Source organism: Frateuria terrea, from assembly GCF_900115705.1.
GTDB classification, from domain to species: domain Bacteria; phylum Pseudomonadota; class Gammaproteobacteria; order Xanthomonadales; family Rhodanobacteraceae; genus Frateuria_A; species Frateuria_A terrea.
Map to the genome: position 1 here is coordinate 418091 of NZ_FOXL01000003.1, position 21791 is coordinate 439881.

At 69.6% G+C, this 21791-nt stretch carries 17 protein-coding genes and 2 pseudogenes; 11 read left to right on the forward strand and 8 right to left on the reverse strand.

Annotation, left to right across the window (positions count from 1 at the left end):
- The first annotated feature begins 24 nt into the window (after positions 1–24).
- The 8 genes from BMZ38_RS05735 to BMZ38_RS05765 all read left to right on the forward strand — a co-directional run bounded on the left by BMZ38_RS05735 (position 25) and on the right by BMZ38_RS05765 (position 7359).
- A complete protein-coding gene (locus BMZ38_RS05735) occupies positions 25–1968 on the forward strand; it encodes a hybrid sensor histidine kinase/response regulator (RefSeq protein ID WP_175483681.1) in 1944 nt (647 codons plus the stop codon).
- Positions 1969–2126: 158 nt separating this feature from the next.
- The gene (locus tag BMZ38_RS17710) at positions 2127–2396 is read left to right on the forward strand and encodes a hypothetical protein (RefSeq protein ID WP_175483682.1); all 270 of its coding nucleotides are present in this window, start codon (positions 2127–2129) and stop codon (positions 2394–2396) included.
- Between the two features lie 55 nt (positions 2397–2451).
- The gene (locus BMZ38_RS05740; RefSeq protein WP_175483683.1) at positions 2452–3501 is read left to right on the forward strand and encodes a BON domain-containing protein; all 1050 of its coding nucleotides are present in this window, start codon (positions 2452–2454) and stop codon (positions 3499–3501) included.
- A 284-nt stretch (positions 3502–3785) separates the two neighbouring features.
- A complete protein-coding gene (locus tag BMZ38_RS05745; RefSeq protein WP_281243880.1) occupies positions 3786–5126 on the forward strand; it encodes a sigma-54-dependent transcriptional regulator in 1341 nt (446 codons plus the stop codon).
- On the forward strand, positions 5110–5844 hold the full coding sequence (locus BMZ38_RS05750; protein ID WP_139202386.1) for a hypothetical protein: 735 nt from the start codon (positions 5110–5112) through the stop codon (positions 5842–5844). Before BMZ38_RS05745 ends, BMZ38_RS05750 begins: the two co-directional genes overlap by 17 nt.
- A 380-nt stretch (positions 5845–6224) precedes the next feature.
- Complete coding sequence (locus tag BMZ38_RS05755) at positions 6225–6530, forward strand: KGG domain-containing protein (RefSeq protein ID WP_091335232.1); 306 nt, start codon at positions 6225–6227, stop codon at positions 6528–6530.
- A gap of 51 nt (positions 6531–6581) precedes the next feature.
- Positions 6582–7172, forward strand: a complete 591-nt coding sequence (locus BMZ38_RS05760) for a DUF4142 domain-containing protein (RefSeq protein ID WP_091335235.1) — start codon at positions 6582–6584, stop codon at positions 7170–7172.
- Positions 7173–7176: 4 nt separating this feature from the next.
- A complete protein-coding gene (locus BMZ38_RS05765; protein ID WP_091335239.1) occupies positions 7177–7359 on the forward strand; it encodes a hypothetical protein in 183 nt (60 codons plus the stop codon).
- Between the two features lie 60 nt (positions 7360–7419).
- Here the strand turns inward: BMZ38_RS05765 and BMZ38_RS05770 are convergent, their stop codons facing one another.
- Positions 7420–8274: an alpha/beta hydrolase gene (locus BMZ38_RS05770; protein WP_091335240.1), complete on the reverse strand. Its 855-nt coding sequence runs from the start codon at positions 8272–8274 to the stop codon at positions 7420–7422.
- 125 nt (positions 8275–8399) lie between these two features.
- Between BMZ38_RS05770 and BMZ38_RS18175 the strand changes: the two are divergent.
- Positions 8400–11342: pseudogene (locus tag BMZ38_RS18175) on the forward strand (DEAD/DEAH box helicase); the annotation flags it as partial.
- A gap of 180 nt (positions 11343–11522) precedes the next feature.
- Positions 11523–13154: pseudogene (locus BMZ38_RS18180) on the forward strand (Lhr family helicase); the annotation flags it as partial.
- Between the two features lie 12 nt (positions 13155–13166).
- On the opposite strand, the gene BMZ38_RS05780 reads toward BMZ38_RS18180, so the two are convergent.
- The 3 genes from BMZ38_RS05780 to BMZ38_RS05790 all read right to left on the reverse strand — a co-directional run bounded on the left by BMZ38_RS05780 (position 13167) and on the right by BMZ38_RS05790 (position 16309).
- Complete coding sequence (locus BMZ38_RS05780; protein WP_091335244.1) at positions 13167–13538, reverse strand: nuclear transport factor 2 family protein; 372 nt, start codon at positions 13536–13538, stop codon at positions 13167–13169.
- A 165-nt stretch (positions 13539–13703) separates the two neighbouring features.
- Positions 13704–15302 (reverse strand): S10 family peptidase, encoded by a 1599-nt coding sequence (locus BMZ38_RS05785; protein ID WP_091335246.1) that lies wholly within the window; start codon positions 15300–15302, stop codon positions 13704–13706.
- Between the two features lie 143 nt (positions 15303–15445).
- Complete coding sequence (locus BMZ38_RS05790) at positions 15446–16309, reverse strand: hypothetical protein (RefSeq protein WP_091335249.1); 864 nt, start codon at positions 16307–16309, stop codon at positions 15446–15448.
- A gap of 154 nt (positions 16310–16463) precedes the next feature.
- Between BMZ38_RS05790 and BMZ38_RS05795 the strand changes: the two genes are divergently transcribed.
- A complete protein-coding gene (locus BMZ38_RS05795; protein ID WP_091335252.1) occupies positions 16464–16772 on the forward strand; it encodes a DUF1272 domain-containing protein in 309 nt (102 codons plus the stop codon).
- A gap of 91 nt (positions 16773–16863) precedes the next feature.
- Here BMZ38_RS05795 and eda read toward each other — a convergent pair whose 3' ends face one another.
- From eda to zwf, 4 genes are all read right to left on the reverse strand, one after another.
- Positions 16864–17508, reverse strand: coding sequence for a bifunctional 4-hydroxy-2-oxoglutarate aldolase/2-dehydro-3-deoxy-phosphogluconate aldolase (gene eda / locus BMZ38_RS05800; protein ID WP_091335253.1), 645 nt, complete (start codon positions 17506–17508; stop codon positions 16864–16866).
- Positions 17508–19325 carry a phosphogluconate dehydratase gene (edd, locus tag BMZ38_RS05805; protein ID WP_091335255.1) on the reverse strand — a complete coding sequence of 606 codons (1818 nt, stop codon included), beginning with the start codon at positions 19323–19325 and terminating at the stop codon, positions 17508–17510. The genes eda and edd overlap by 1 nt, the downstream gene beginning before the upstream one ends.
- A 58-nt stretch (positions 19326–19383) precedes the next feature.
- Positions 19384–20097, reverse strand: coding sequence for a 6-phosphogluconolactonase (gene pgl / locus BMZ38_RS05810; RefSeq protein WP_091335257.1), 714 nt, complete (start codon positions 20095–20097; stop codon positions 19384–19386).
- A 70-nt stretch (positions 20098–20167) separates the two neighbouring features.
- Positions 20168–21634 carry a glucose-6-phosphate dehydrogenase gene (zwf, locus tag BMZ38_RS05815; RefSeq protein ID WP_091335259.1) on the reverse strand — a complete coding sequence of 489 codons (1467 nt, stop codon included), beginning with the start codon at positions 21632–21634 and terminating at the stop codon, positions 20168–20170.
- Positions 21635–21791: the final 157 nt, after the last annotated feature.

Below are 21791 nucleotides of genomic sequence, written 5' to 3' on the forward strand. Positions count from 1 at the left end.
TGCTTGCTGTGCAAGGACGGTGGCGTGGACACGAGCGGGACCCAGTCTTATCAATTGCTGGTGCAGTCCATCCTGGACTACGCCATTTTCATGGTCGATCCGCAGGGCCGGATCCGCAGCTGGAACGCCGGCGCCGAACAGATCCACGGCCATCGCGCCGCCGACATCGTCGGTCGCGCCTTCGCCCTGTTGCACACCGAAGAGGAGCGCGCCGGCGGCCGCCCCGAACTGATCCTGCACATGGCCGCGGCGCATGGCCGCTTCCAGGAGGAAGCCCAGCGGCTGCGGCGCGATGGCAGCCGTTTCTGGGCGCACGTGGTATGCGACGCCGTGCGCGACGAGCACGGCCACCTGCTCGGCTTTGCCATGGTCACCCGCGACATCACCGAGCGGCGCATGACCGAACAGCGCCTGCGCGAGGTGGAGCGGCGCTTCCGCCTGTTCGTCGACGGTGTTACCGACTGCGCCATCTGCATGCTCGACGCCAACGGTATCGTTACCGACTGGAACGCCGGTGCCGAGCGCATCAAGGGCTACGCCGCGGCCGAGATCATCGGTCGCCCGCTGGCGCGTTTCTTCGTCAACCCGCAGGTCGCGCAGACCGCCATGACGGTAGCCAGCGAGGAGGGCCGCTACGTCGTGGTCGACTGGCAGGTGCGCAAGGACGGTTCGCGCTTCATGGCCGAGATCGCCGTGGACGCGATCCGCGACGGCGACGGCCAACTGCTGGGTTTTGCCAAGATCACCCGCGACATCACCGAGCGCATGGAAGCCGAGCGGCACCTGGAGGAAACCCGCGCGCAGCTGTTCCAGTCACAGAAGATCGAGGCGCTGGGCCAACTCACTGGCGGCATCGCGCACGACTTCAACAATCTCCTGCAGGGCATCATCGGTTCGCTCGAGGTCGTCGAGATGCGCCTGGCGGCCGGCCGCCAGGACGTCGACCGTTTCCTCGGCAACGCGATCGACTCGGCCAAGCGCGCGGCCACGCTGACCCACCGCCTGCTGGCCTTCGCTCGCCGCCAGCCGCTGGCGCCCAAGAGCGTCAACCTCAACGACCTGGTCGCGCAGATCGCCGAACTGCTGCCGGCTACGCTGGGCGAGCGCATAACCCTGAAGCTCGACCTGGCGCCCGCGCTGGTGCCGGTGCTGTGCGATCCGAACCTGCTGGAGAGCGCGATCCTCAACCTGTCGATCAATGCTCGCGACGCGATGCCCGAGGGCGGCTGCCTGACCATCCGCACCGGCTCGGTGCCGCCGGGCGAGGGACCGCTGCGCCGGCCGCACAGCCTGCGCGATGCGCCGACCCTGCTGCTGCAGGTCAGCGACACCGGCGCAGGCATGACGCCCGAAGTGCGCGCGCGCGCCTTCGACCCGTTCTTCACCACCAAGCCCAAGGGCCGCGGCACCGGCCTGGGCCTGTCGATGATCCACGGCTTCGTGACCCAGTCGCGCGGCGCCATCGAGCTGGAAAGCGAGCCCGGCCACGGCACGACCGTCTCGATCTACCTGCCCAGCGGCGAGCGGCGCAGCATGCGCACGCTCGAAGGGCGCAGCACGGTTACGCGCTGGGAGCCGGCGGCCGGCGAAACCCTTCTGCTGGTCGAGGACGAGGACATGGTGCGCGACGTGGTCGCCGGCAAGCTGCGCGAGCTGCACTACCGCGTGCTGGAGGCACGCGACGGCCACGCCGGACTGGCGATCCTCGAATCGGACGAACATATCGACCTGCTGGTCACCGACATCGGCCTGCCCGGACTCACCGGCCTGCAGATGGTCGACATCGGACGGCGCCACCGGCCGGACCTGAAGGTGCTGTTCGTCACCGGCTACGCCGAGACCATGCCCGAGGATTGGGCCCTCGATGCCGACACCGACCTGCTGACCAAGCCGTTCGAATTCGACGCGCTGGTCCATCACATGCGCGCCCTGCTGCCGAGTCCGCTCAGGCAGGCGCAGACGCCATAGAAGCAGCCAGGCGCACCACTGCCGTACGCCTGTAAAAACTGCCGCGTCCGGTAAAAGCTGCAAGCGTCTCGCCCACGGCCGGGCCCGCCGGCGCTGCCTGCTCAGGGTTGGCACGTGGCTTGTATGGCATGGGGTGTTCCTCCTTCACGAGGCATCCCATGCACCACTTCCTGCCCTGCCCGCCGCTCGTCAATCCGATCCGCGTGCCGCGCATGCCGCCCGGCAGCATGGTGCCGTCCAAGCCGGTCGGCGATCCCGAATCGCTGCCGCCGGATCCCACGCCGCCGCAGCCCTACGACCCGGGCGACCCGGTGCGCGCGCCCAGGCCGCGCGAGCCGGATATGCCGGCGATCGATCCGCACGAGCCCGGCGTGCCGGTACCGCGCATCGGCGACCCCGGCACGCCCATGCGCTGCTGGCTCAACTGACGCAAAAGTTGACATGCCCGCTGCAATTTTTTCGCCTGCTGACACTGGAGAGGATATGAGTCGCAACGACGACAGCCAAGACGACGAACGCTCCCGCTACCGCACCCGCGACGACCGCATCCGCGAGCGCAATCTACGCGACCCCTACGAGGCGCAGCGTCCGGTGCGTGCGTACGGCGACGATGACGATTACGCCGCCAAGCATCCCTGGCGAGCCGCCCATCCGCGCCGGGATGACGAAGGCGGGCGCGAACCGCGCTGGGACGAGCAGCCTGCCCGCTACGGCGGCGGCTACCGCGGCGACGAGGAACGGCAGTCGCGCCCGCGTGACGCCCGTGGCGATGCACGCTACGGCCTGGACACCCACGCCGAACGCCACTTCGTCGAGGGCTACCAGGACGAGGACAACCGCCGCCGCGCACACGGCTACGGCCGCAACGCCGGCGCGTGGCGGAGCGAGCCCGACTACGGCCGCGGCCGGCACGGCCAGAGCAACAGCGGCTACGACAGCGAGCGCGCCTACGGCCAGGGCAGCGACCACGACGATGCCCGCAACGACGCCAGGCGCGCCAGCTGGACACAGGAACACGACTACGACGGCCCACGCTACGGCGCACGCCGCGACTCGCCCGGCCGTGGCGACAGCGGCAGCCAGCACGCCCACACCGACACCTACGGCGGCGCCGGCTTCCGCCAGCAGGGCAAGCGCTACTGGTTCGACGAGGGCGACCAGCGCGGCCAGTACCGCGGCACCCAGCCGCGCGGCTACGAGCGCAGCGACGACCGCCTGCGCGAGCTGGCCTGCGAAACCCTGACCGATGCAGACATCGACGCCGGCGACATCGAGGTCAGGGTGAGCCAGGGCACGGTCACACTGGAAGGCAGCGTGCCCGTGCGCTGGATGAAGCATGCAGCGGAGGACCTCGTCGACGACCTCGGCGGTGTCAAGGACATCCAGAACCATCTGCGCGTGGGACGCGGCAGTTCGGGTGGCGCGCAGGCATCGCCGGGTACCCCCGCTTCGCCGCCATCCGTCGGCGGCACGGGCACCACCGGCACGACGCCGCCCAGCACCGGCGACGTCGGCGGACGCAGCAGACATTGACGCCTTGCACGCGCCTGCCTGCCCGGCACGCCGGCAGGCGCGGTGCAGCGGCTACGCGGCTACGCGCGTGGGGCGTACGCCAGGCGCATGTCAGTCAAGCCTTACAACCGGGAACATCTCTTCGACGCAGCTTGCACTTCGCTTGCGGCATCGTCGGTGTTGTCCACGCCGACCTGGCAAGCGCTGCACAGCTGCGGCTGTCGCCGTGGATACGCGGACGCGCAGACGCGACCGATCCTTCCACGCGACAGCTCGGGGTCGCTGACCCCCCTTCCGGTGAAATTGTGCCGAAGACCGCTTCCATACTGCTTGTTGACGACGATTCCCAATTCCTAGACGTGGTAACCGCTTTCGCCGAAACCAAAGACTGCACCGTGACCGGCGCCGCCTCCCTCGCGCACGCGCTCAAGCTGACCGCCGAGGAACGCTTCGACCTGTTGCTGCTGGACCTGTCGCTGCCCGACGGTGACGGCCTGCAGTTGATCGGCCGGCTGGATCCGCAGCAGACGGGCCAGGTCGTGGTGGTGACCGGACATCCGACGGTGGAGACCGCTGTGCGAGCGCTGCAGCTTCCCGTACTCGATTACCTGATCAAACCGGTCGAGGGCGCCCAGCTCAACCGCCTGCTCGACCAGGCCGTCGCGGCCGCCCGACTGCGCACTGCGTCGGACGCTGCAACCGAGCGTTGCGGCGAGCTGATCGGCGCCAGCGCGGTGATGGCACGGTTGTTCGAAAAGATCCACCGCGTCGCCCCGCTGGACGTCACCGTGCTCATCCATGGCGAGAGCGGCACCGGCAAGGAACTGGCCGCGCGCGCCTTGCACCAGTACAGCGAACGCGGCGGCCGCTTCGTCGCGGTCAACTGCGGTGCCATCGCACCGGACCTGCTGACCAGCCAGCTGTTCGGCCACGAACGCGGCAGCTTCACCGGGGCAGTGAAGGACCACGCCGGGTTCTTCGAGCAGGCGCAGGGCGGCACGCTGTTCCTGGACGAATGCACCGAGATGCCGCTGCAGTTGCAGACGCACCTGCTGCGCGTTCTGGAAGAGCGCGACGTCACACGGGTGGGCGCCAGCGCCAGCAAACCGGTCGACGTACGCGTGATCGCGGCGACCAACCGCGACCCGCTGCAGGCCGTTCGCGACGGCGTGCTGCGCGCGGACCTGTATTACCGCCTGATGGATTTTCCGCTGATGATGCCGCCGTTGCGCGAACACCCCAGCGACATCGCGCTGCTGGCCCAGCATTTCCTGGACCGGCTCAACCAGCGCTACGGCACCGAGCGCCGCTTTGCCCCGGACGCGATCCGCCGGCTGCTTGACTACGACTGGCCCGGCAACGCGCGCGAGCTGAAGCACGCGGTGCAACGCGCCTGGGTGATGTCCGGCGACGAACTGGACATGCAGATCGCACAGCCGCCGCAGCATCCGCTGCACCAGGCCCACGAGCACGGCAGCATGCCCTTTCGCATTGGCATGACCATCGAGGAAATGGAAAGACAGATGCTCCTGCGCACGCTTGCGCATTTCGACAACGACAAGACGCGGACAGCCGAGGCGCTGGGGGTCAGCCTCAAGACGATCTACAACAAGCTGTCGCGTTACCAGCATGAAGACCGCGAATGAAATGAACGCCCGACCGGCCAGCTCCGCCATCACCCCCATCCCCCTGCCGCTGCCGACCACGTTGCAAGCGCTGGACGCCTCCTCCGCGGGACAGGCGATCGATCGCCTGTTGCAGCACGTGAGCCTGCAATGGCACGCCGAAGTCTGCCTGCTGGTGGCGCCACACCGGCCCAGCGGGCAGGGCCGCTACTGCTGGCAGCTGCCGCCGCCGCCGCCCACGCGGCGCGAGGCGCGTGCGCTGGCCGGCCACGTGGCCGCGCAGTCGCTGCGCTCGGCGCTCACCGTGGAACGCAGCGATGCGCGCGAGCGCAGCGGCAGCGCACACCTGCGCGCCATTGCCCTGCCGTGCCGGCGCGCCCGCCGTCCCGCTGCGGCGCTGGGGCTGGCACTGTACCGTCCACGCATGCTCAAGGCCGATGAGCGTGCCGCGCTGGCACACGTCGGCGCCTGGATCGCCGTGTTGCTGCAGCGCGAGCGACGCGAGGCCGTCGAGCAGGTGCAGGGAGCCGACCCCGTACCGGTGGTCGATGCGATCAACAACGCGCTCAACGTCATCCTGATGCGCACCGACCTTGCCGCGCTGATGCTCGAGCGCAAGGACCACGCCAAGGTACTGGCCGTGCTCAACCAGATCGGCAGTGGCTGCCTGCGCTGCGCCGAGCTCGCCCGCGGCCTGCTTGCCGAGCAGCCGACCCTGCGCCGCTCCGAGCTCAACTAGCCCCGGCTCCCCGCGGCAGGCACGCCGCGCCGATCCACCGCGTCAGGCGTGGATTCCCCTGGCGAAACCCGTGCGTCCATCGACGCCTTTCGCCTGATGCTTCCGCGGCAAACGTCTAGTCTCACTCCACGCGTTCATCACCGCCCCTAGCTGCCCGTCGCGGCATTTTTTCCAAGCGGCTTTGTAGTTTTGCCGCGACCGCTTCCGAGCAGGCACGACAGCATCCGGCCTGTCGACGACGTTGCAGACGTAATAGCGGCGTTCGGCGCATTTCATCAATGGCACGGATGTTGCGACCACACGGCAGCCGCCGCGCAACGCGGTGCGCCGTCGGGCCACTGCTCGACGTCCCCCCCCGAACGGAAGAAGAGAGCACCGACATGTCCAGCAAGAATCCAGGCAGCGGCACCAGCAAGCGCGGCTTCGCCAGCATGGATGAGGAGCGCCAGCGCGAGATCGCCAGCGAGGGTGGCCGTGCCGCGCATGCCAGCGGCCACGCCCACCAGTTCACGTCCGAGGAAGCACGCCGCGCCGGCCAGAAAGGCGGCGAGGCGGTGAGCTCCAATCGCGAGCACATGGCCACGATCGGCCGCAAGGGCGGTGAAGCCAGTCACGGCCGGCGCAATGACAGCGCACAGCAGGCCAAGGCCGGCCGCCAGGAACGAAAGAGCGAGGAAGACGACTGATCGGCCCGCCGCCACGCGCGGACGCCGCACACCATCCACCAGGAGAACGACATGACCCTGCGACGCATCAGCCTGCTGCTGGGCGCAGTGCTGCTGGGCGGCCTGGCCGGCACGGCGTTCGCGCAAAGCAGTACCAGCGCGGCCAGCAGCCGGGACACCGGCCACAGCACCAGCCACCACATGGCCAAGGGCAACCACGACACGATGTTCATGCGCCACGCCGCCACCGCCAACCTGGCAGAGATCCAGGCGGGCCGGATCGCGCTCGACAAGACGTCCTCCGCCCAGGTCAAGCAGCTGGCCCAGCGCATCATCGACGACCACACCAAGGCCAACGACCAGCTGACCAGCATCGCCCAGCGCAAGCAGGTCACCCTGCCCAGCGCGCCGATGCCGATGCAGAAGCAGGAGGCCGACCACCTGAAGACCCTGAGCGGCGCGAGCTTCGACAAGGCGTATGCGAAAGCGATGGTCAAGGACCACCGCAAGGCGATCAAGATGTTCCGCATGGAGAGCCAGAACGGCACCGACCCGGATCTCAAGCAGTTCGCCAGCGCCACCCTGCCGGCGCTCAAGGAGCACTTGCAGATGGCCGAGCAGATCGCCGGCATGGGCGGCAAAAAGCGCAGCGACGCGCACTGATGCCATGAACGCCACCGCCAATCAGCGCTGCGCCCATCCGGCCTGTCGCTGCACCGTGCCCGTCGGCGACACCTACTGCTCGGACCATTGCCGCCAGACAGTGAACGAGCCGGCCGACGGACCCTGCGGCTGTGGCCATTCGCCCTGCGAGCCCAAGGACAAGGACGGCCGCAAGCCCGGGGCCTGAGCCGACCGATCGTTGCAGCAGCGGCACGGCGCCCCTGAAGTCCTCCTCCGGAAGGGGGCTTCAGGGCAAACCTTGTACCTGCAGCCACCACGACAGCTGCGCGAGCACTTCGCCGCGTGCCGGTTGGGCTTCGTTGAACAATTCGTGGAACAGCCCGTCGAACAGCCGCGTGGTCAGCCAGCCGCCAGCCTCGGCGGCAGTGGCGAACGCACGGCTGCCGGCGACATCGACCAGGCGGTCCGCGCCCGCCGCCAGCAACAACGTCGGCACCGCCAGTTGCGCCGCCCGTGCGATGCAGTGCGGCCCGCTCTCGAAAATGAAGCGGGCCAGCCGCGGGGTGATCCAGCCCGAGCGCAGCGGATCGTGCCGGTACGCCGCGACCACCGCCGCCTCTTGCGAGAGCGCTTCGAACGGCAGGCCGCTGCGCAGCGGAAGGTTCGGCAGTATCCGGGCCAGCCGCCTGGCCATGACCTGCTCCCAGGCCGGCGTCCAGGTGCGCAACGCCGGCGAGGACAGCACCAGCGCGCGGGGAACCACATAACCATCCAGCACGGCGCGAAGCGCGACCAGCCCGCCCATGCTGTGGCCCAGCACCAGCGTTGGTGCCTCCAGCATGGCGGCGAAGCGCCCGTACACCTGCGCAAGGTCTTCCAGCAGCTCCAGCGGTCTCGACAGTGCGCCGCGCTGGCCGGGTGACCGGCCGTGGCCGCGCTGGTCGTAGCTGCGCACCGCATAGCCGCGTGCGTTGAACCATGCCGCCAGCGCACCGTAGCGGCCGGCGTGCTCGCCCAGGCCATGCACGAACAGCACGCCCGCCTGCGCGCCGGCCAGCGGCCAGTCGTGCAGGCATAGCCGCCGGCCGTCGGCCGCGATCAGCCAATCGAGCTTGCCCCCGCTTGCCTGCCTTGCGTCCACGCGCCTGCCTTGCCACCCGCCAGCCGCTAACCTAGCCGGCCGGCGGCATCCTGACCAGGCTCGAAGGATGAGACGGCCGTCCCCATATTATGGGCTTAGCGCCGCCGCCATCGCCGGAAGCCGCCATGCCGCTCGAACACTTCCATCCCGCCGTCGCCCGCTGGTTCCAGCGCAGCTTCCCCGCGCCCACCGCGGCGCAGGCCGGCGCGTGGCCGAACATCCGCGCGGGCCGCCATACGCTGGTGGCGGCACCGACCGGTTCGGGCAAGACGCTGACCGCCTTTCTCGCAGCGATCGACGTATTGGTGCGCGAAGGCGTGGCCCACGGCGGTGAGCTGCCGGATGAAACGCGCGTGGTCTACGTCTCGCCGCTGAAGGCTTTGTCCAACGACATCCACATCAACCTGGAGGCGCCGCTGGAGGGCATTCGTGCCGAGCTCGCCGCCGAAGGCCTGCCCGACGTGGCCATCCGCACGGCCGTGCGCACCGGCGACACGCCGCAGGCCGAGCGCGCGCTGATGCGCAAGGTCAGCCCGCACATCCTGGTCACCACGCCCGAGTCGCTGTACGTGCTGCTCGGTTCGGCCTCGGGACGGGCGATGCTCAGGAGCACGCGCGCGGTGATCGTCGACGAGATCCATGCGCTGGCCAATTCCAAGCGCGGCACGCACCTGGCCTTGTCGCTGGAGCGGCTGGAGTCGCTGTGCCAGCGGCCGCTGCAGCGGATCGGCTTGTCGGCGACGCAGAAGCCGATCGGGGAAGTAGCGCGCTTCCTGGTCGGAGCGCGCGCTTCTGCTCCCCTTCGGGGAGAGGCTGGGGGTGAGGGGCCGCGCTTGCCCAGATCCACCCAAGAGCAAACTGCAGCCGGCTCCCGCGCGAGCCCCGGCCCCTCATCCGACCCTTCGGGCCACCGTCTCCCCGGGCTCTCATCAAGTACGGAGGAGAAGGATCCATCGCGCTGCGCAATCGTCGACGTGGGCCACACCCGCCGCCGCGATCTGGCCATCGAAGTCCCGCCGGTCCCGCTCGAAGCGGTGATGTCCAACGACACCTGGGGCACCGTCTACGATCGCCTCGCCGAGCTCGCCCGCGAACACCGCACCACGCTGGTCTTCGTCAACACCCGCCGCATGGCCGAGCGCGCCGCGCGCCACCTCGCCGAGCGGCTGGGCCGGGAGGCGGTCGCCGCACACCATGGCAGCCTGGCCAAGGAATTGCGGCTGGATGCCGAACAACGCCTCAAGCGCGGCGAGCTCAAGCTGCTGGTCGCCACCGCGTCGCTGGAACTGGGCATCGACATCGGCGACGTCGACCTGGTCTGCCAGCTCGCCTCGCCGCGTTCCATCGCCGCTTTCCTGCAGCGTGCCGGCCGCTCGGGCCACGCGGTCAGCGGCACGCCCAAGGCGCGATTGTTCCCGACCAGCCGCGACGACCTGCTCGAATGCGCCGCGTTGCTCGATTGCGTGCGCCGCGGCGAACTCGATGCGCTGGTGCAGCCGGTGCAGCCGCTCGACGTGCTGGCCCAGCAGATCGTCGCCGAAGTCGCCTGCCAGGAGTGGGACGAGGACGCGCTGTATGCGCTGGTGCGCGGTGCGCATCCTTACCGCGAGCTGCCACGCGAGCAGTTCGACGCCATCGTGCGCATGCTCTCCGAGGGCTTCAGCACACGTCGCGGGCCACGTGCGGCGTATATCCACCGCGACGCCGTGCATCGTCAGCTGCGCGCACGGCGCAACGCGCGGCTGACCGCAGTGACCTCCGGCGGCACCATCCCGGACACGGCCGATTACCTGGTGGTACTGGAGCCGCAATCGACGATCGTCGGTTCGGTCAACGAGGATTTCGCCGTCGAGAGCCTGGCCGGGGACGTGTTCCAGCTGGGCAACACCAGCTACCGCATCCAGCGCGTGGAGCGCGACCGCCTGCGCGTGGAAGACGCGCACGGCGCACCGCCGAGCATCCCGTTCTGGCTGGGCGAGGCGCCCGGGCGCAGCGACGAGCTTTCCTTCGGCGTGGCGCGCCTGCGGGAGGAGATCGCGAATCTCCTGGATGCCGGAGGTGTCGCCGCAGCAGTGGCGTGGCTGCGCGCGACGCTCGGCATGAGCGAGGCGGCCGCGCAGCAGCTGGCCGACTACCTGCACCGCGCCAAGGTCGCGCTCGGCGTGCTGCCCACCCAGCACACGATCGTGTTCGAGCGGTTCTTCGACGAATCGGGCGGCACCCAGCTGGTGATCCATACCCCGTTCGGCAGCCGCATCAACCGCGCCTGGGGCCTGGCGCTGCGCAAGCGTTTCTGCCGCCAGTTCAATTTCGAACTGCAGGCGGCGGCGACCGAGGACGCGATCGTGCTGTCGCTCTCGACCAGCCACAGCTTTCCGCTGGAGGAGGTCGCCCGCTACCTGCACTCGAACTCCGCCGAGCACGTGCTGGTCCAGGCGCTGCTGGATGCACCGCTGTTCCCCGCGCGCTGGCGCTGGAACGCGGTCACCGCGCTGGCGCTGCCACGCTACACCGGCGGCAAGAAGACGCCGCCGCAGATCCAGCGCATGAAGAGCGAGGACCTGCTCGCCACCGTCTTTCCCGACCAGGTCGCCTGCCTGGAGAACATCGTCGGCGAGCGCCAGATCCCGGACCACCCGCTGGTCAGTCAGACCCTGCACGACTGCCTGCGTGAGGCGATGGACGTCGACGGCCTGCTGCGCATCCTGCGCGGCTTCGAGACGGGCGCGATCCAGGTGGTCGCGCGCGACCTCACCGGCCCCAGCCCGCTCGCCTCCGAAGTGCTCTCGGCCGCGCCGTACGCCTACCTCGACGACGCACCGCTGGAGGAGCGCCGCACGCAGGCGGTGCAGAACCGTCGCTGGAACGCAGAGGACGCCGACGACCTGGGCCGGCTCGACCCTGATGCGATCGCCGCCGTGCGCGAGGAGGCCTGGCCGCAGGTGCGCAGTGGCGACGAGATGCACGAGGCGCTGACATTGCTGGGGTTCGTCACGGACGACGAAGTGGCCGGCAACGCTGGATGGCGGGAACGCCTGGACGCGCTCGCCAAGCATCACCGCGCCACGCGTTTCGCGATCGCCTCGGACTCAGCTCCCGCTCCCCCCCGGGCAGAGGGTTGGGCTGAGGGATCGCGCTTGCCGGGCACCCCCCCAAAAGAAACGGCAGGCCTCCCCGCGAGCCCCGGCCCCTCATCCGACCCTTTCGTGGCCACCTTCTGCCCAGAGGGGAGACGGGTCGAGAGCGTGTGGGTCGCCGCGGAGGTGCTGCCCCTGTGGCAGGTCATCCACGCAAACGCCACGCTGCATCCACCGATCAGCGCCCCGCCCGACTACGCCGCCCAGCCGTGGACCCGCGAAGACGCCCTGCTCGAACTGGTCCGCCGCCGCCTGGGCGGCCTGGGCCCGATCACGCCCGCGGCGCTGGCCGCCTCGCTCGCCGTCGATCCAGCGGACGTCGAGCCGGCCCTGCTGCGCCTGCAGTCGGAAGGCTATGTCATGCAGGGCCGCTTCACCCCGGACGCGCCGGCCATCGAGTGGTGCGAACGCCACCTGCTCGCGCGCATCCATCGCTACACCATCGGGCGCCTGCGCCGCGAGATCGAACCGGTCAGCCGCCGCGACCTGATGCGCTTCCTGGCCGACTGGCAACACCTCACGCCCGACACGCGACTGGAAGGCCCCGACGGCCTGATCGCCACGCTGCACCAGCTCGAAGGCTACGAGGCTGCCGCCGGTGCCTGGGAGTCCGAACTGCTGCCCTCGCGCGTGGGCGACTACGCCAGCCGCTGGCTGGATGAGCTGTGCCGCGCCGGCCGGTTCGGCTGGAACCGGCTGCGCGCCGGCGGCGGCAGCGCCGGGCCCGTGCGCGCCACGCCGATCGTGCTGCTGCCGCGCCGCCAGATGCCCCTCTGGTCGTCCGTTGCCGCGGGGGAGCAGACGCAGGAGCAGTTGCTTTCATCGCGAGCCCAGGCGGTCGCCGATACGCTGGCCAGCCATGGCGCGCTGTTCTTCGACGAGTTGCTCGACGCCACGCACTTGCTGCGCACCGAGCTCGAGAATGCGCTCGGTGAATTGGTCGCCGCCGGCTGTGTCACCGCCGACAGCTTCGCCGGCCTGCGTGCGCTGCTTCTGCCTGCGGCCAAGCGCGAGTCGCGCCCGCACCGCCGCGCGCGGCGGCACGCGTTGAGCGAGATCGAGGACGCCGGGCGCTGGTCGCTGGCGCGCCCCTTCCTTCTCCCCTCCGGGGGGAAGGCGGCCTTGAAGGGGTCGGGCGAGGGGGAGGGGCTTGCCGGCAGCTTCGTCGGGAACTCCGCGCAAGGCCGGCCCCTTGCCTCAATCCTCGTCCCGGAGGGAAGAGGAAGCAAAGCAGGCGCTTCGCGCCGCTCCGATCCAGCTGAAGCAGAACACGTGGCACGCGTTCTGCTTCGCCGCTACGGGGTCGTGTTCTGGAAGCTGCTCGAGCGCGAAGCCCCGTGGCTGCCCTCCTGGCGCGAGCTGCTGCGCGTGTACCACCGGCTGGAGGCCCGCGGCGAGATCCGCGGCGGGCGGTTCGTGGAGGGTCTGGTCGGCGAACAGTTCGCGTTGCCCGAAGCAATCGGCGGCCTGCGCGGGGTACGTCAGCGAGAGCCCGCGCAGCAGCTGGTCTGCGTCAGCGGCAGCGATCCGCTCAACCTGGTCGGTACCGTGCTCGCCGGCGACAAGCTGCCTGCGCTGGCTGGTACCCGCGTGCTGTACGAGGACGGCGTGCCGGTGGCCGCGCTGGTGGCGAACAAGCCGCAGTTCCTGCAGCAGGCCGAGGGCGCCACCCAGCAGCGCTGGCGCAACGCCTTGCTGCGGCGCGCCGGCAGCGAGCCGCACCGCGTCGGCCTGGCGATGTGAGAAGCGGCGGCGTCAGTCGCTGATGTCGGCGACGTGGGTCAGCAAACCGTCGTGCATGCGGAATTCGCTGCGCCCGTCCAGCGCGATCGCCTGCCCGGCGCGCGCGCCGTTGGGCAGGTCCAGCGCGAAGACGCCTTCGAACGCGATGCCCACGTCGGCCACGCCGTTCTTCTCGCTGTAGCGGGTGACCGTCTGGCGGCGCCGGGCGAACAGCGGCAGCGTGCTCTGCGCCAGTTGCCGGAATTCCTCGATGCCCTGCGTGCGTACCGTGGTGACGCCGGCGGTGATGTTCTGGAAGGTCACCTGCGGATGCAGCGTGGACAGCATGCCTTCCACGTCCAGGCGGTTGTAGGCGTCGATGTAGCGGTCGATCAGGGCGCGCATGCTTCTTCGCTCGGGTCCGGTCGTCGGGAGCATAGCAAGCGTGCAACGCAAAGCCTCGCCGCCTCGGGAGAGGGACCGGGGAGGGCTGGGCCGGCGCGGGATGCCCGCCCTTGCCCGGATCCTCTCCCCCTTGCGCCCTCCTCTACCCGAGGCAGAGGGAAGGATTCACTTCACGTTGTCGGTCTGCTCGATGAAGCGCGCCACGTTGTCGTGCAGCTTCTTCAGGGAGTCCTCGTGCGCGTAGACCATATGCCCGGAGGGATACCAGGCGTAGGAGATGTTCTTTTCCAGCGTCGCCGGGATCGGCAGGTGGTTCATCTCGTACTGCGCCGCGAAATAGGGTGTGGCCAGGTCGTAGTAGCCACCATTGAGGAAGACCTTGAGTTCCGGGTTGGTCTTCATCGCCATCGCGAGGTCGGGCATGACGTTGGTCGACTGCTGCAGGGCCTCGCCGTGCGCGCCCGGCGCCTTGTGCGAGAAGTCCCAGTGGTCGATGTCGGCATACAGCCGGTAGCGCATGCCGTCACCGAACTTCAGTTGCCGCCGCACGTAGTCGTTGAAGACCGCCACGTACGCCGAGCTGATCGCCGAGGACTGCGGGTCGTACTCCGAATCCTTGGCCAGCGGATCGATCGCAGGACCCGAGAAGCGGCTGTCCAGGCGGCCGGTGGTGAGCCCGCCGTCGAACTGCAACTCGTGCTCGAACATGCCGCCGGTAACGCGCAGGTTGGCCTTGAGCAGGTAGTCGACCGGCAGGCCGGTGTACTGGTGCAGCTTCTCGGCAACCGCCCGCTTGCGCGCGTCATCGAGGCGCGCGCCCTGCATCAGCGCGCTGGCGTACTCGCCCAGCGCGTACTGCTCGACCTCGTGCAGGAACGGCTCGAGCTGCGCCGGCGGCTGCGGCAGCTTGTGGTGGTAGTACGCGGTGGCGGCGAACGTCGGCAGCGCCAGGGCGTAGGGCATGTCGACGCCCGGGTTGAATTCGGGGCCATCGATGCTGGTGTCGAAGGAGAGGATCTGCGAAAGCAGGATGACACCGTTGAGATCGACGCTGTCGTCGTTCTCCAGGATGTTCGCCAGCACCGCCGAACGGGTGGTGCCGTAGCTCTCGCCGAACAGGTACTTGGGCGAATTCCAGCGGTCGTATCTGGACAGGAACCGGGTGACGAACTGCGCGAAGGCGTGGCCGTCGCCATCGACGCCGTAGATGGCCTTCTTGCGCTTGTCCATCTGCTCGTCGCGCTTGGCCTTGTCCTTCTCGTCGGCGATCAGCCGCGAGAAGCCCGCGCCCGGTGCATCGATGAACACCAGGTCCGAAGCATCGAGCAGGCTGTAGTCGTTGTTGACCAGGCCGTAGGGCGCCGCCGGCGTATGACTGTCGTCGCTGGTGACCACGCGCCGGGGGCCGAAGGCGCCCATGTGCAGCCACACCGTGGCCGAGCCCGGGCCGCCGTTGTAGATGAAGGTGATCGGCCGCTTGGCCGGGTCCGCCCCCTGCTTGAAATAGGCGGCGTAGAACATGCTCACGGTCGGCTCGTCGCTGTCGTCGCCGTGCTCGTGCAGTACCAGCGTGCCGGCGACGGCCTTGTAGTCGATGCGCTTGCCCTCGACGCTCACCGAACCGCTGCTCTGGGCACTGTGCGGCTGCACCAGCGTGGCCTCGGGCTTGGCCTCGTCGGAAGCCGGCTTGGCCTTGTCCGCGGCGAACGCGCCGGGGGCGAGCAGCAACGCGGTGAGCGCCGCGACCAGGGAGAGCTTGCGCATGGAAAGACCTCACGGAGCACATGGAAGCGCCCAGCATAGGCGCGCCCTGGCGGTCGTTCATACCCCAGAAGTCACGCGCCGTGCGATCCTGCCCGCAAGGCGACGATGACCGGATGGGTTGCGTGCCGCCTGCCGCCGCCGGGCTAACCCCGCGCCAGCAACGCGATCGCCAGTATCGCCAGGGCCAGGCCCGCCACGTTGAAGCGTGAAAGCCGCTCGCGGAACACCGCCATGCCCGCCAGCGCGCCCAGCGCCACCACACCCAGGTTCATGCCTGCGAACACCAGTGTCGGCCGCCCGGGCAGCGCCTGGTGCGCCCGCAGGTAGAACAGGATGTTGCCGAAGTTGAGCATCCCCAGCAGCAGGCCGGCCGCGAGGCTTCGTCCACCCAGGCGCGCCTGGCCACGCGCCAGCCGCCAACCCTGCAGGACCAGCGAGACCAGCAGCGCCAGCACGAACATCGCCAACAATGCGGCGCCCAGTGGCACGCCGGCCTGGGCCACGCGCTTGAACAGCACGTCGATCACGCCGAAGCCGATGAACACCAGCAACGGATAGACCCAGCGAGCGGCACCGGCATCCATCTCGCCAGCGCTGGCGGAGGGCCGCCACACCAGGCCGACCAGCGCCGCAAAGCCGGCGGCGATGCCCCCGCCCTTGGCCATGCTCAGCGGCTCGCCGAACAGTGCGAAGGCCGCCAGCAACGAGATGAGCAGCGACAGCCGCTGGGCTACCTCCGAGCGCACGATGCCGGCATGGCGTACCGAACCGGCCAGTGCCAGGAAGATGGTCGGCAGCAGCAGGCCCAGGCCCAGCAGCGCCGGCCACGCGGCCGTCGCCGCCCGCAGGGTCGCTGGCGCAGGCGCAAAGGCCAGGGTGCTCGCCGCCACGGCGACCACGTAGTTCCACGCGATCGCCTGGCCTATGTCGACATCCAGGCGACGGGCCAGCTTGAGCAGGACCGAGACCAGCACGCTGCACAGCGCCGCGGCCAGGAGAAAGGGCATGATGGGATCCGGATGAAAAACGACAAGGATACCGGCACGCTCGCAGCTGGCTGCGAGTCGCGCGAGGGTGCGACCCTCCGCATGGCGGTAACCAGAGGAGCAAGCCCGGCCGGCCTGCTTCATTGGATGATGGCGCCTTCCAGGGAGCTTCCCGATGCTCGAACTGCGCCCGACCTGCGAACACTGCAACATGCCCTTGCCGCCGGCATCGACCGAGGCCTGCATCTGTTCGTTCGAATGCACCTTCTGTCGCGACTGCGTGGAGCGGGTGCTGGAAGGCGTCTGCCCGAATTGTGGCGGCGGCTTCGTGCCGCGACCGGTTCGGCCGGCGCGCGACTGGAACAACGGCAACTGCCTCGGGCGCCATCCGGCAACGACGACAGTCACGTACAAGCCGGTGGAACGGGCGGCCCAGCGGGAACTGGTCGCACGTGTCGGGGCGTTGCCGCCGCACGAACGGTGAACGCAAGGGCGGGGGCAGCTCGCGTTCCGCGACTTGTATACCAGTAGCCCGAACCCTCACCTCATTCCCGGGAGAGGGCTTCGGGCTGGACTCAGGGCCGAAGGCTTGCGGCCGCGCGGGCGAGTTGCTCGATGCCGGCCCAGTCACCGGTGGCCAACCTGTCTGCCGGCGTCAGCCAGGACCCGCCCACGCACAACACGTTGGGCAGCGCCAGGAAATCGACGGCGCTGGCCACGCTGATGCCGCCGGTGGGGCAGAAACGCAACTGCGGCAACGGGCCGGCCCAGGCGGCAAGCAGCCTGGCGCCGCCGGCCGGCACGGCCGGAAAGAACTTCAGGTGGCGGTAGCCGCGTTCGAGCAGCGCCATCGCCTCGCTGGCGGTAGCCGCGCCGGGCAGCAATGGCAGCGGGATCTGCTCGGCCGCATCGAGCAACCGCGCGGTCGCGCCGGGCGACACCGCGAAGCGGGCACCGGCATCGTATGCCGTGAGCAGGTCCGCCTCGCCCAGTACCGTGCCGACGCCGACCACCGCGCCTTCCACCTCCGCGGCAATCGCGCGCACGGCCTCGAGCGCCGCCGCCGTGCGCAGGGTGACCTCGATCGCCGGCACGCCGCCGGCGACCAGCGCGCGCGCCATCGGCACCGCGGCGCGCGCGTCCTCGATGACCACCACCGGAATCACCGGCGCCAGGCACATCGCACGCTCGATCTGTTGCTGCCTGTCGGCCTGGTTCATCAGAGCACTCCGGCGCCGAGGTCGGCGTTCATGGCGTTGTGGCGGAACAGCGCAAAGAGGTCGCGGCCGGTACCGGCCTGGTGGGTCTCCTGGCTCCCTGCCTCTGGCACGCGGGTGGCGAACTCGGCGGCGTCCACCAGCACCTCGAGGCGGCCGCTGGTGCAGTCCAGGCGGAGCATGTCGCCATCGCGCACGCGTGCCAGCGGACCGCCGGCGGCCGCTTCCGGCGTGACGTGGATCGCCGCCGGCACGCGGCCGGAGGCGCCGGACATGCGCCCGTCGGTGACCAGCGCGATGCGGTGGCCACGATCCTGCAACACGGCGAGCGTCGGGGTGAGCTTGTGCAGTTCCGGCATGCCGATCGCCTGCGGGCCCTGGAAACGCACCACCGCGACGAAATCGCGATTGAGTTCGCCGCGCTCGAAAGCGACGCGCACCGCGTCCTGATCGTCGAACACGACCGCGGGCGCTTCGATCACCAGCCGGTCGTCGGGCACCGCGGACACCTTGATCACTGCGCGGCCCAGGTTGCCGTCGAGCAGGCGCAGGCCACCGTCGGCGCGGAACGGCTCGTCCGCGCCGCGCAGTACGCCGCGGTTGCCGCTCTCCTTGCCGACCGGCCGCCACGCGAGATGGCCTGCGTCATTGAGCTCCGGCACGAGGGTGTACGCGGCCAGCCCCTTGCCGGCGAGCGTCTGCACATCCGCGTGCAGCAAGCCGGCATCGAGCAGCTGGTCGATCAGGAAAGCCATGCCGCCGGCCTGGTGGAACTGGTTCACGTCGGCGTAGCCGTTGGGGTACACGCGCGCCAGCAGCGGCACCACCGACGACAGTGCGTCGAAGTCGTCCCAGCTCAACACGATGCCCGCGGCACGCGCCATCGCAACCAGGTGCAGCAGGTGGTTGGTCGAACCACCGGTCGCGTGCAGGCCGACCACGCCGTTGACGATGGCCCGCTCGTCGACGATGTGGCCCAGCGGCAGGCGGGTGGCGGGCGCGGCGTTGGCGATTACCGCCTCTACGGCTGCGCGGGTCAACGCGTCGCGCAGCGGCGTATCGGGCGTGACGAAGCTCGATCCCGGCAGCTGCAGGCCCATGATCTCCATCAGCATCTGGTTGGAGTTGGCGGTGCCGTAGAACGTGCAGGTGCCTGGGCTGTGGTAGGAGGCAGCCTCGGCTTCGAGCAGCTCCTCGCGCGTCGCCTTGCCCTCGGCATAGGCCTGGCGCACTTTCGACTTCTGCTCGTTGGGGATGCCGCTGGGCATCGGCCCGGACGGCACGAAGGCGCCGGGCAGGTGGCCGAAGCTCAGCGCACCGATCAGCAGGCCGGGCACGATTTTGTCGCAGATGCCCAGGTAAAGGCCGCCGTCGAACATGTCGTGCGAGAGCGCCACCGCGGTGGCCATTGCGATCACGTCGCGCGAGAACAGCGACAGCTCCATGCCCGCGCGGCCCTGGGTGATGCCGTCGCACATCGCCGGCACGCCGCCGGCGACCTGCGCGGTGGCACCCAGCTCGCGCGCAATGTCGCGGATCAGTGCCGGGTAGCGCTCGTAGGGCCGATGCGCCGAGAGCATGTCGTTGTAGGCGGTGACGATGCCCAGGTTGGCCGCGCGCCCTTCACGCAGCGCGGCCTTGTCCGGCGCGCTGCAGCCGGCGAAGCCGTGAGCGAGGTTGCCGCAGGAGAGCTGCGCGCGGTGCGGACCCTCGCCGCCCGCGGCGGCGTCGATCCGTGCCAGGTAGGCCGCGCGACTGTCACGGCTGCGCTCGATGATGCGCGCAGTGACTTCGGCGAGGACGGGGTGCAGCGGATTCATTGCAAAAACCTCCAGGGTGCCGGCCACGCAGGCGCGGGGCAGCCGATCAACGGCAAATCTAGGGACACCAGTACACGTCCACCGGCACCGGCGAACGTTCCAGCACGGCGCGCACCGGATAGTGCGCGGCCTCGCCCAGACCCAGCCGGGCCCGGGCCAGCACTTCGCGCTTGTCCTCGCCCTCGATGTGCAGGAACAGGTGGCGTGTCTGGAGCAGGGTGGGCAGGGTCAGCGTGATGCGCGGCTCGCCCGCGCCGGGCGCGCGCATCGGCAGCACGCCAGTGGGCAGATTCGGATCCAGCGCGGCCGCGAGTTGGTCGCCACCGGGGAAGAACGAGGCGGTGTGGCCATCCGGGCCCATGCCAAGCATCACCGCATCGAACGGCAACGGCAGCGCGTGCACGCGCCGGGCGGCTTCGGCCTGGCCTTCCTCGGGCGTGGCGGCGCCCGTGTACAACGGCGCGAACCGCGCGGACGCCGCGGCGGCCTGCAGCAGATGTTCGCGCACCATGCGCGCGTTCGAGCGCGGATCGCGCTCATCCACCCAGCGCTCGTCGACCAGCGTGACCTGCACCTTGGACCAGTCCAGCGTCGCCCGCGCAAGCAGGTCGAAGAACTGCAGCGGGGTGCGCCCGCCGGACACCGCCAGCACTGCGAAGCCGCGCTCGAGCAGGCCCGCCCGCAGGCGGTCGGCGACACGCGCGGCCAACGCGGTGGCGAGCGCGTGGCTGTCGGTGAAATCGTAGATGGTCAGGTTGAGCGAGGTGGTCATGGGCGCGCTGGCGGTGGCTGGGTTCGACAGTGTCGGGAGATCGCTGCCGGCACCGGGTGAAGCGCCGCGTCTACTCGCTGTCCTCGTTCCAGGTGCGGCCATCGCGCTCGATCAGCGCCACCGCCGCGCTCGGGCCCCAGCTGCCCGCTGCGTACGGACGTGGCGGCTCGCCAGCGGCGCCCCAGGCGGCCAGGATCGGGTCGATCCAGCGCCAGGCGGCCTCGACTTCGTCCCGACGCATGAACAACGTCGGGTTGCCGCGCACCACGTCCAGCAGCAGGCGCTCATAGGCGTCCGGCTGTTGCACGCCGAAGGCTTCGGCGAAGCTCATGTCCAGCGGCACGTGGCGCAGGCGCAGGCCGCCGGGGCCGGGGTGCTTGATCGTCAGCCACAGCTTGACGCCCTCGTCCGGCTGCAGCCGCAGCACCAGCCGGTTGTGCGCCAGAGGGCCGGCGGAAGCGTCGAAGATCGAATGCGGTACGGACTTGAACGCCACCACGATCTCCGACAGCCGTGTGGCCAGCCGCTTGCCGGTGCGCAGGTAGAACGGCACGCCGGCCCAGCGCCAGTTGGCGATTTCCGCCTTCAGCGCGACGAAGGTCTCGGTGTTGGAGTGGCCATCGTCCAGCTCCTCCAGGTAGCCCGGCACGCGCTCGCCGTCGATCGCGCCCGCCTTGTACTGGCCACGCACCGTCAGTTGCGCGACGTTGCGCATGTCGACCGGTTTGAGCGCATGCAGCACCTTGAGCTTTTCGTCGCGCACGGCGTCGGGCGCGAGCGAGGCCGGCGGTTCCATCGCGACCATGCACAACAGCTGCAGCATGTGGTTCTGCACCATGTCGCGCAACGCGCCGGCGCGATCGTAGTAGCCGGCGCGGCGGCCCAGGCCGAGCGTTTCGGCCACGGTGATCTGCACGTGGTCGATGTGGCCGGCGTTCCACAACGGTTCGAAAAGCGCGTTGCCGAAGCGCAGCGCCAGCAGGTTCTGTACCGTCTCCTTGCCGAGGTAGTGGTCGATGCGGAAGGTCTGCGTCTCGGAGAACACGCGCCCGACCGCCTCGATGATGCACATGGCGCTGGCCAGGTCGCGGCCGATCGGCTTTTCCAGCACGACCCGGGAGTTCGGTCCGTTGAGGCCGTGCGAGCCGAGTCGGTTGCAGATGTCGACGAAAAGCTCCGGCGAGGTCGAGAGATAGAACACGCGGATGTGTTCGGGCTGCTCGTCCACCAGCGCGGCGAAAGCTTCCCAGCCCTCGTCCTTGCGCGCATCCAGCGGCAGGTAGCGCAGCAGCGGCAGGAACGCCTCGATGCGGTCGCTCGCACCGCCGCCATCGGCGAGCACGTCGCGCACCAGGCTGCGGTAGCCGGCATCGTCCAGCCCTTCGCGCGCCACGCCGATGATGCGGCTGGCCGCAGGCACCTGGCCGTCGACGAAACGATGGAACATCGCCGGCAGCAGCTTGCGCAGCGCCAGGTCGCCGGTGCCGCCGAAGATCACCAGGTCGAACGGGTCGACGGGCAGGGGGGAAGCCGTCACGGTTCACCTCGATTGCGCTTTTGGGGTGGCGGAGGGAGCCATCCGCCGTGGTCGGCACGATGGTACCAGTGAAATACCAGATGGTGCAGCCCCGGATAGAGACCATGCATACGTTTGCATGGCTGCTTGCCGTAAATGGTTTGTGATTGGTATCGTC

Bases quoted from the DNA above. Each gene is read 5' to 3' on its own strand.
- BMZ38_RS17710 (WP_175483682.1), top strand. From the start codon at position 2,127: ATGCACCACTTCCTGCCCTGCCCGCCGCTCGTCAATCCGATCCGCGTG.
- BMZ38_RS05740 (WP_175483683.1), top strand. From the start codon at position 2,452: ATGAGTCGCAACGACGACAGCCAAGACGACGAACGCTCCCGCTACCGC.
- BMZ38_RS05750 (WP_139202386.1), top strand. From the start codon at position 5,110: ATGAAGACCGCGAATGAAATGAACGCCCGACCGGCCAGCTCCGCCATC.
- BMZ38_RS05755 (WP_091335232.1), top strand. From the start codon at position 6,225: ATGTCCAGCAAGAATCCAGGCAGCGGCACCAGCAAGCGCGGCTTCGCC.
- BMZ38_RS05760 (WP_091335235.1), top strand. From the start codon at position 6,582: ATGACCCTGCGACGCATCAGCCTGCTGCTGGGCGCAGTGCTGCTGGGC.
- BMZ38_RS05765 (WP_091335239.1), top strand. From the start codon at position 7,177: ATGAACGCCACCGCCAATCAGCGCTGCGCCCATCCGGCCTGTCGCTGC.
- BMZ38_RS05780 (WP_091335244.1), bottom strand. From the start codon at position 13,538: ATGCGCGCCCTGATCGACCGCTACATCGACGCCTACAACCGCCTGGAC.
- BMZ38_RS05785 (WP_091335246.1), bottom strand. From the start codon at position 15,302: ATGCGCAAGCTCTCCCTGGTCGCGGCGCTCACCGCGTTGCTGCTCGCC.
- BMZ38_RS05790 (WP_091335249.1), bottom strand. From the start codon at position 16,309: ATGCCCTTTCTCCTGGCCGCGGCGCTGTGCAGCGTGCTGGTCTCGGTC.
- BMZ38_RS05795 (WP_091335252.1), top strand. From the start codon at position 16,464: ATGCTCGAACTGCGCCCGACCTGCGAACACTGCAACATGCCCTTGCCG.
- eda (WP_091335253.1), bottom strand. From the start codon at position 17,508: ATGAACCAGGCCGACAGGCAGCAACAGATCGAGCGTGCGATGTGCCTG.
- edd (WP_091335255.1), bottom strand. From the start codon at position 19,325: ATGAATCCGCTGCACCCCGTCCTCGCCGAAGTCACTGCGCGCATCATC.
- pgl (WP_091335257.1), bottom strand. From the start codon at position 20,097: ATGACCACCTCGCTCAACCTGACCATCTACGATTTCACCGACAGCCAC.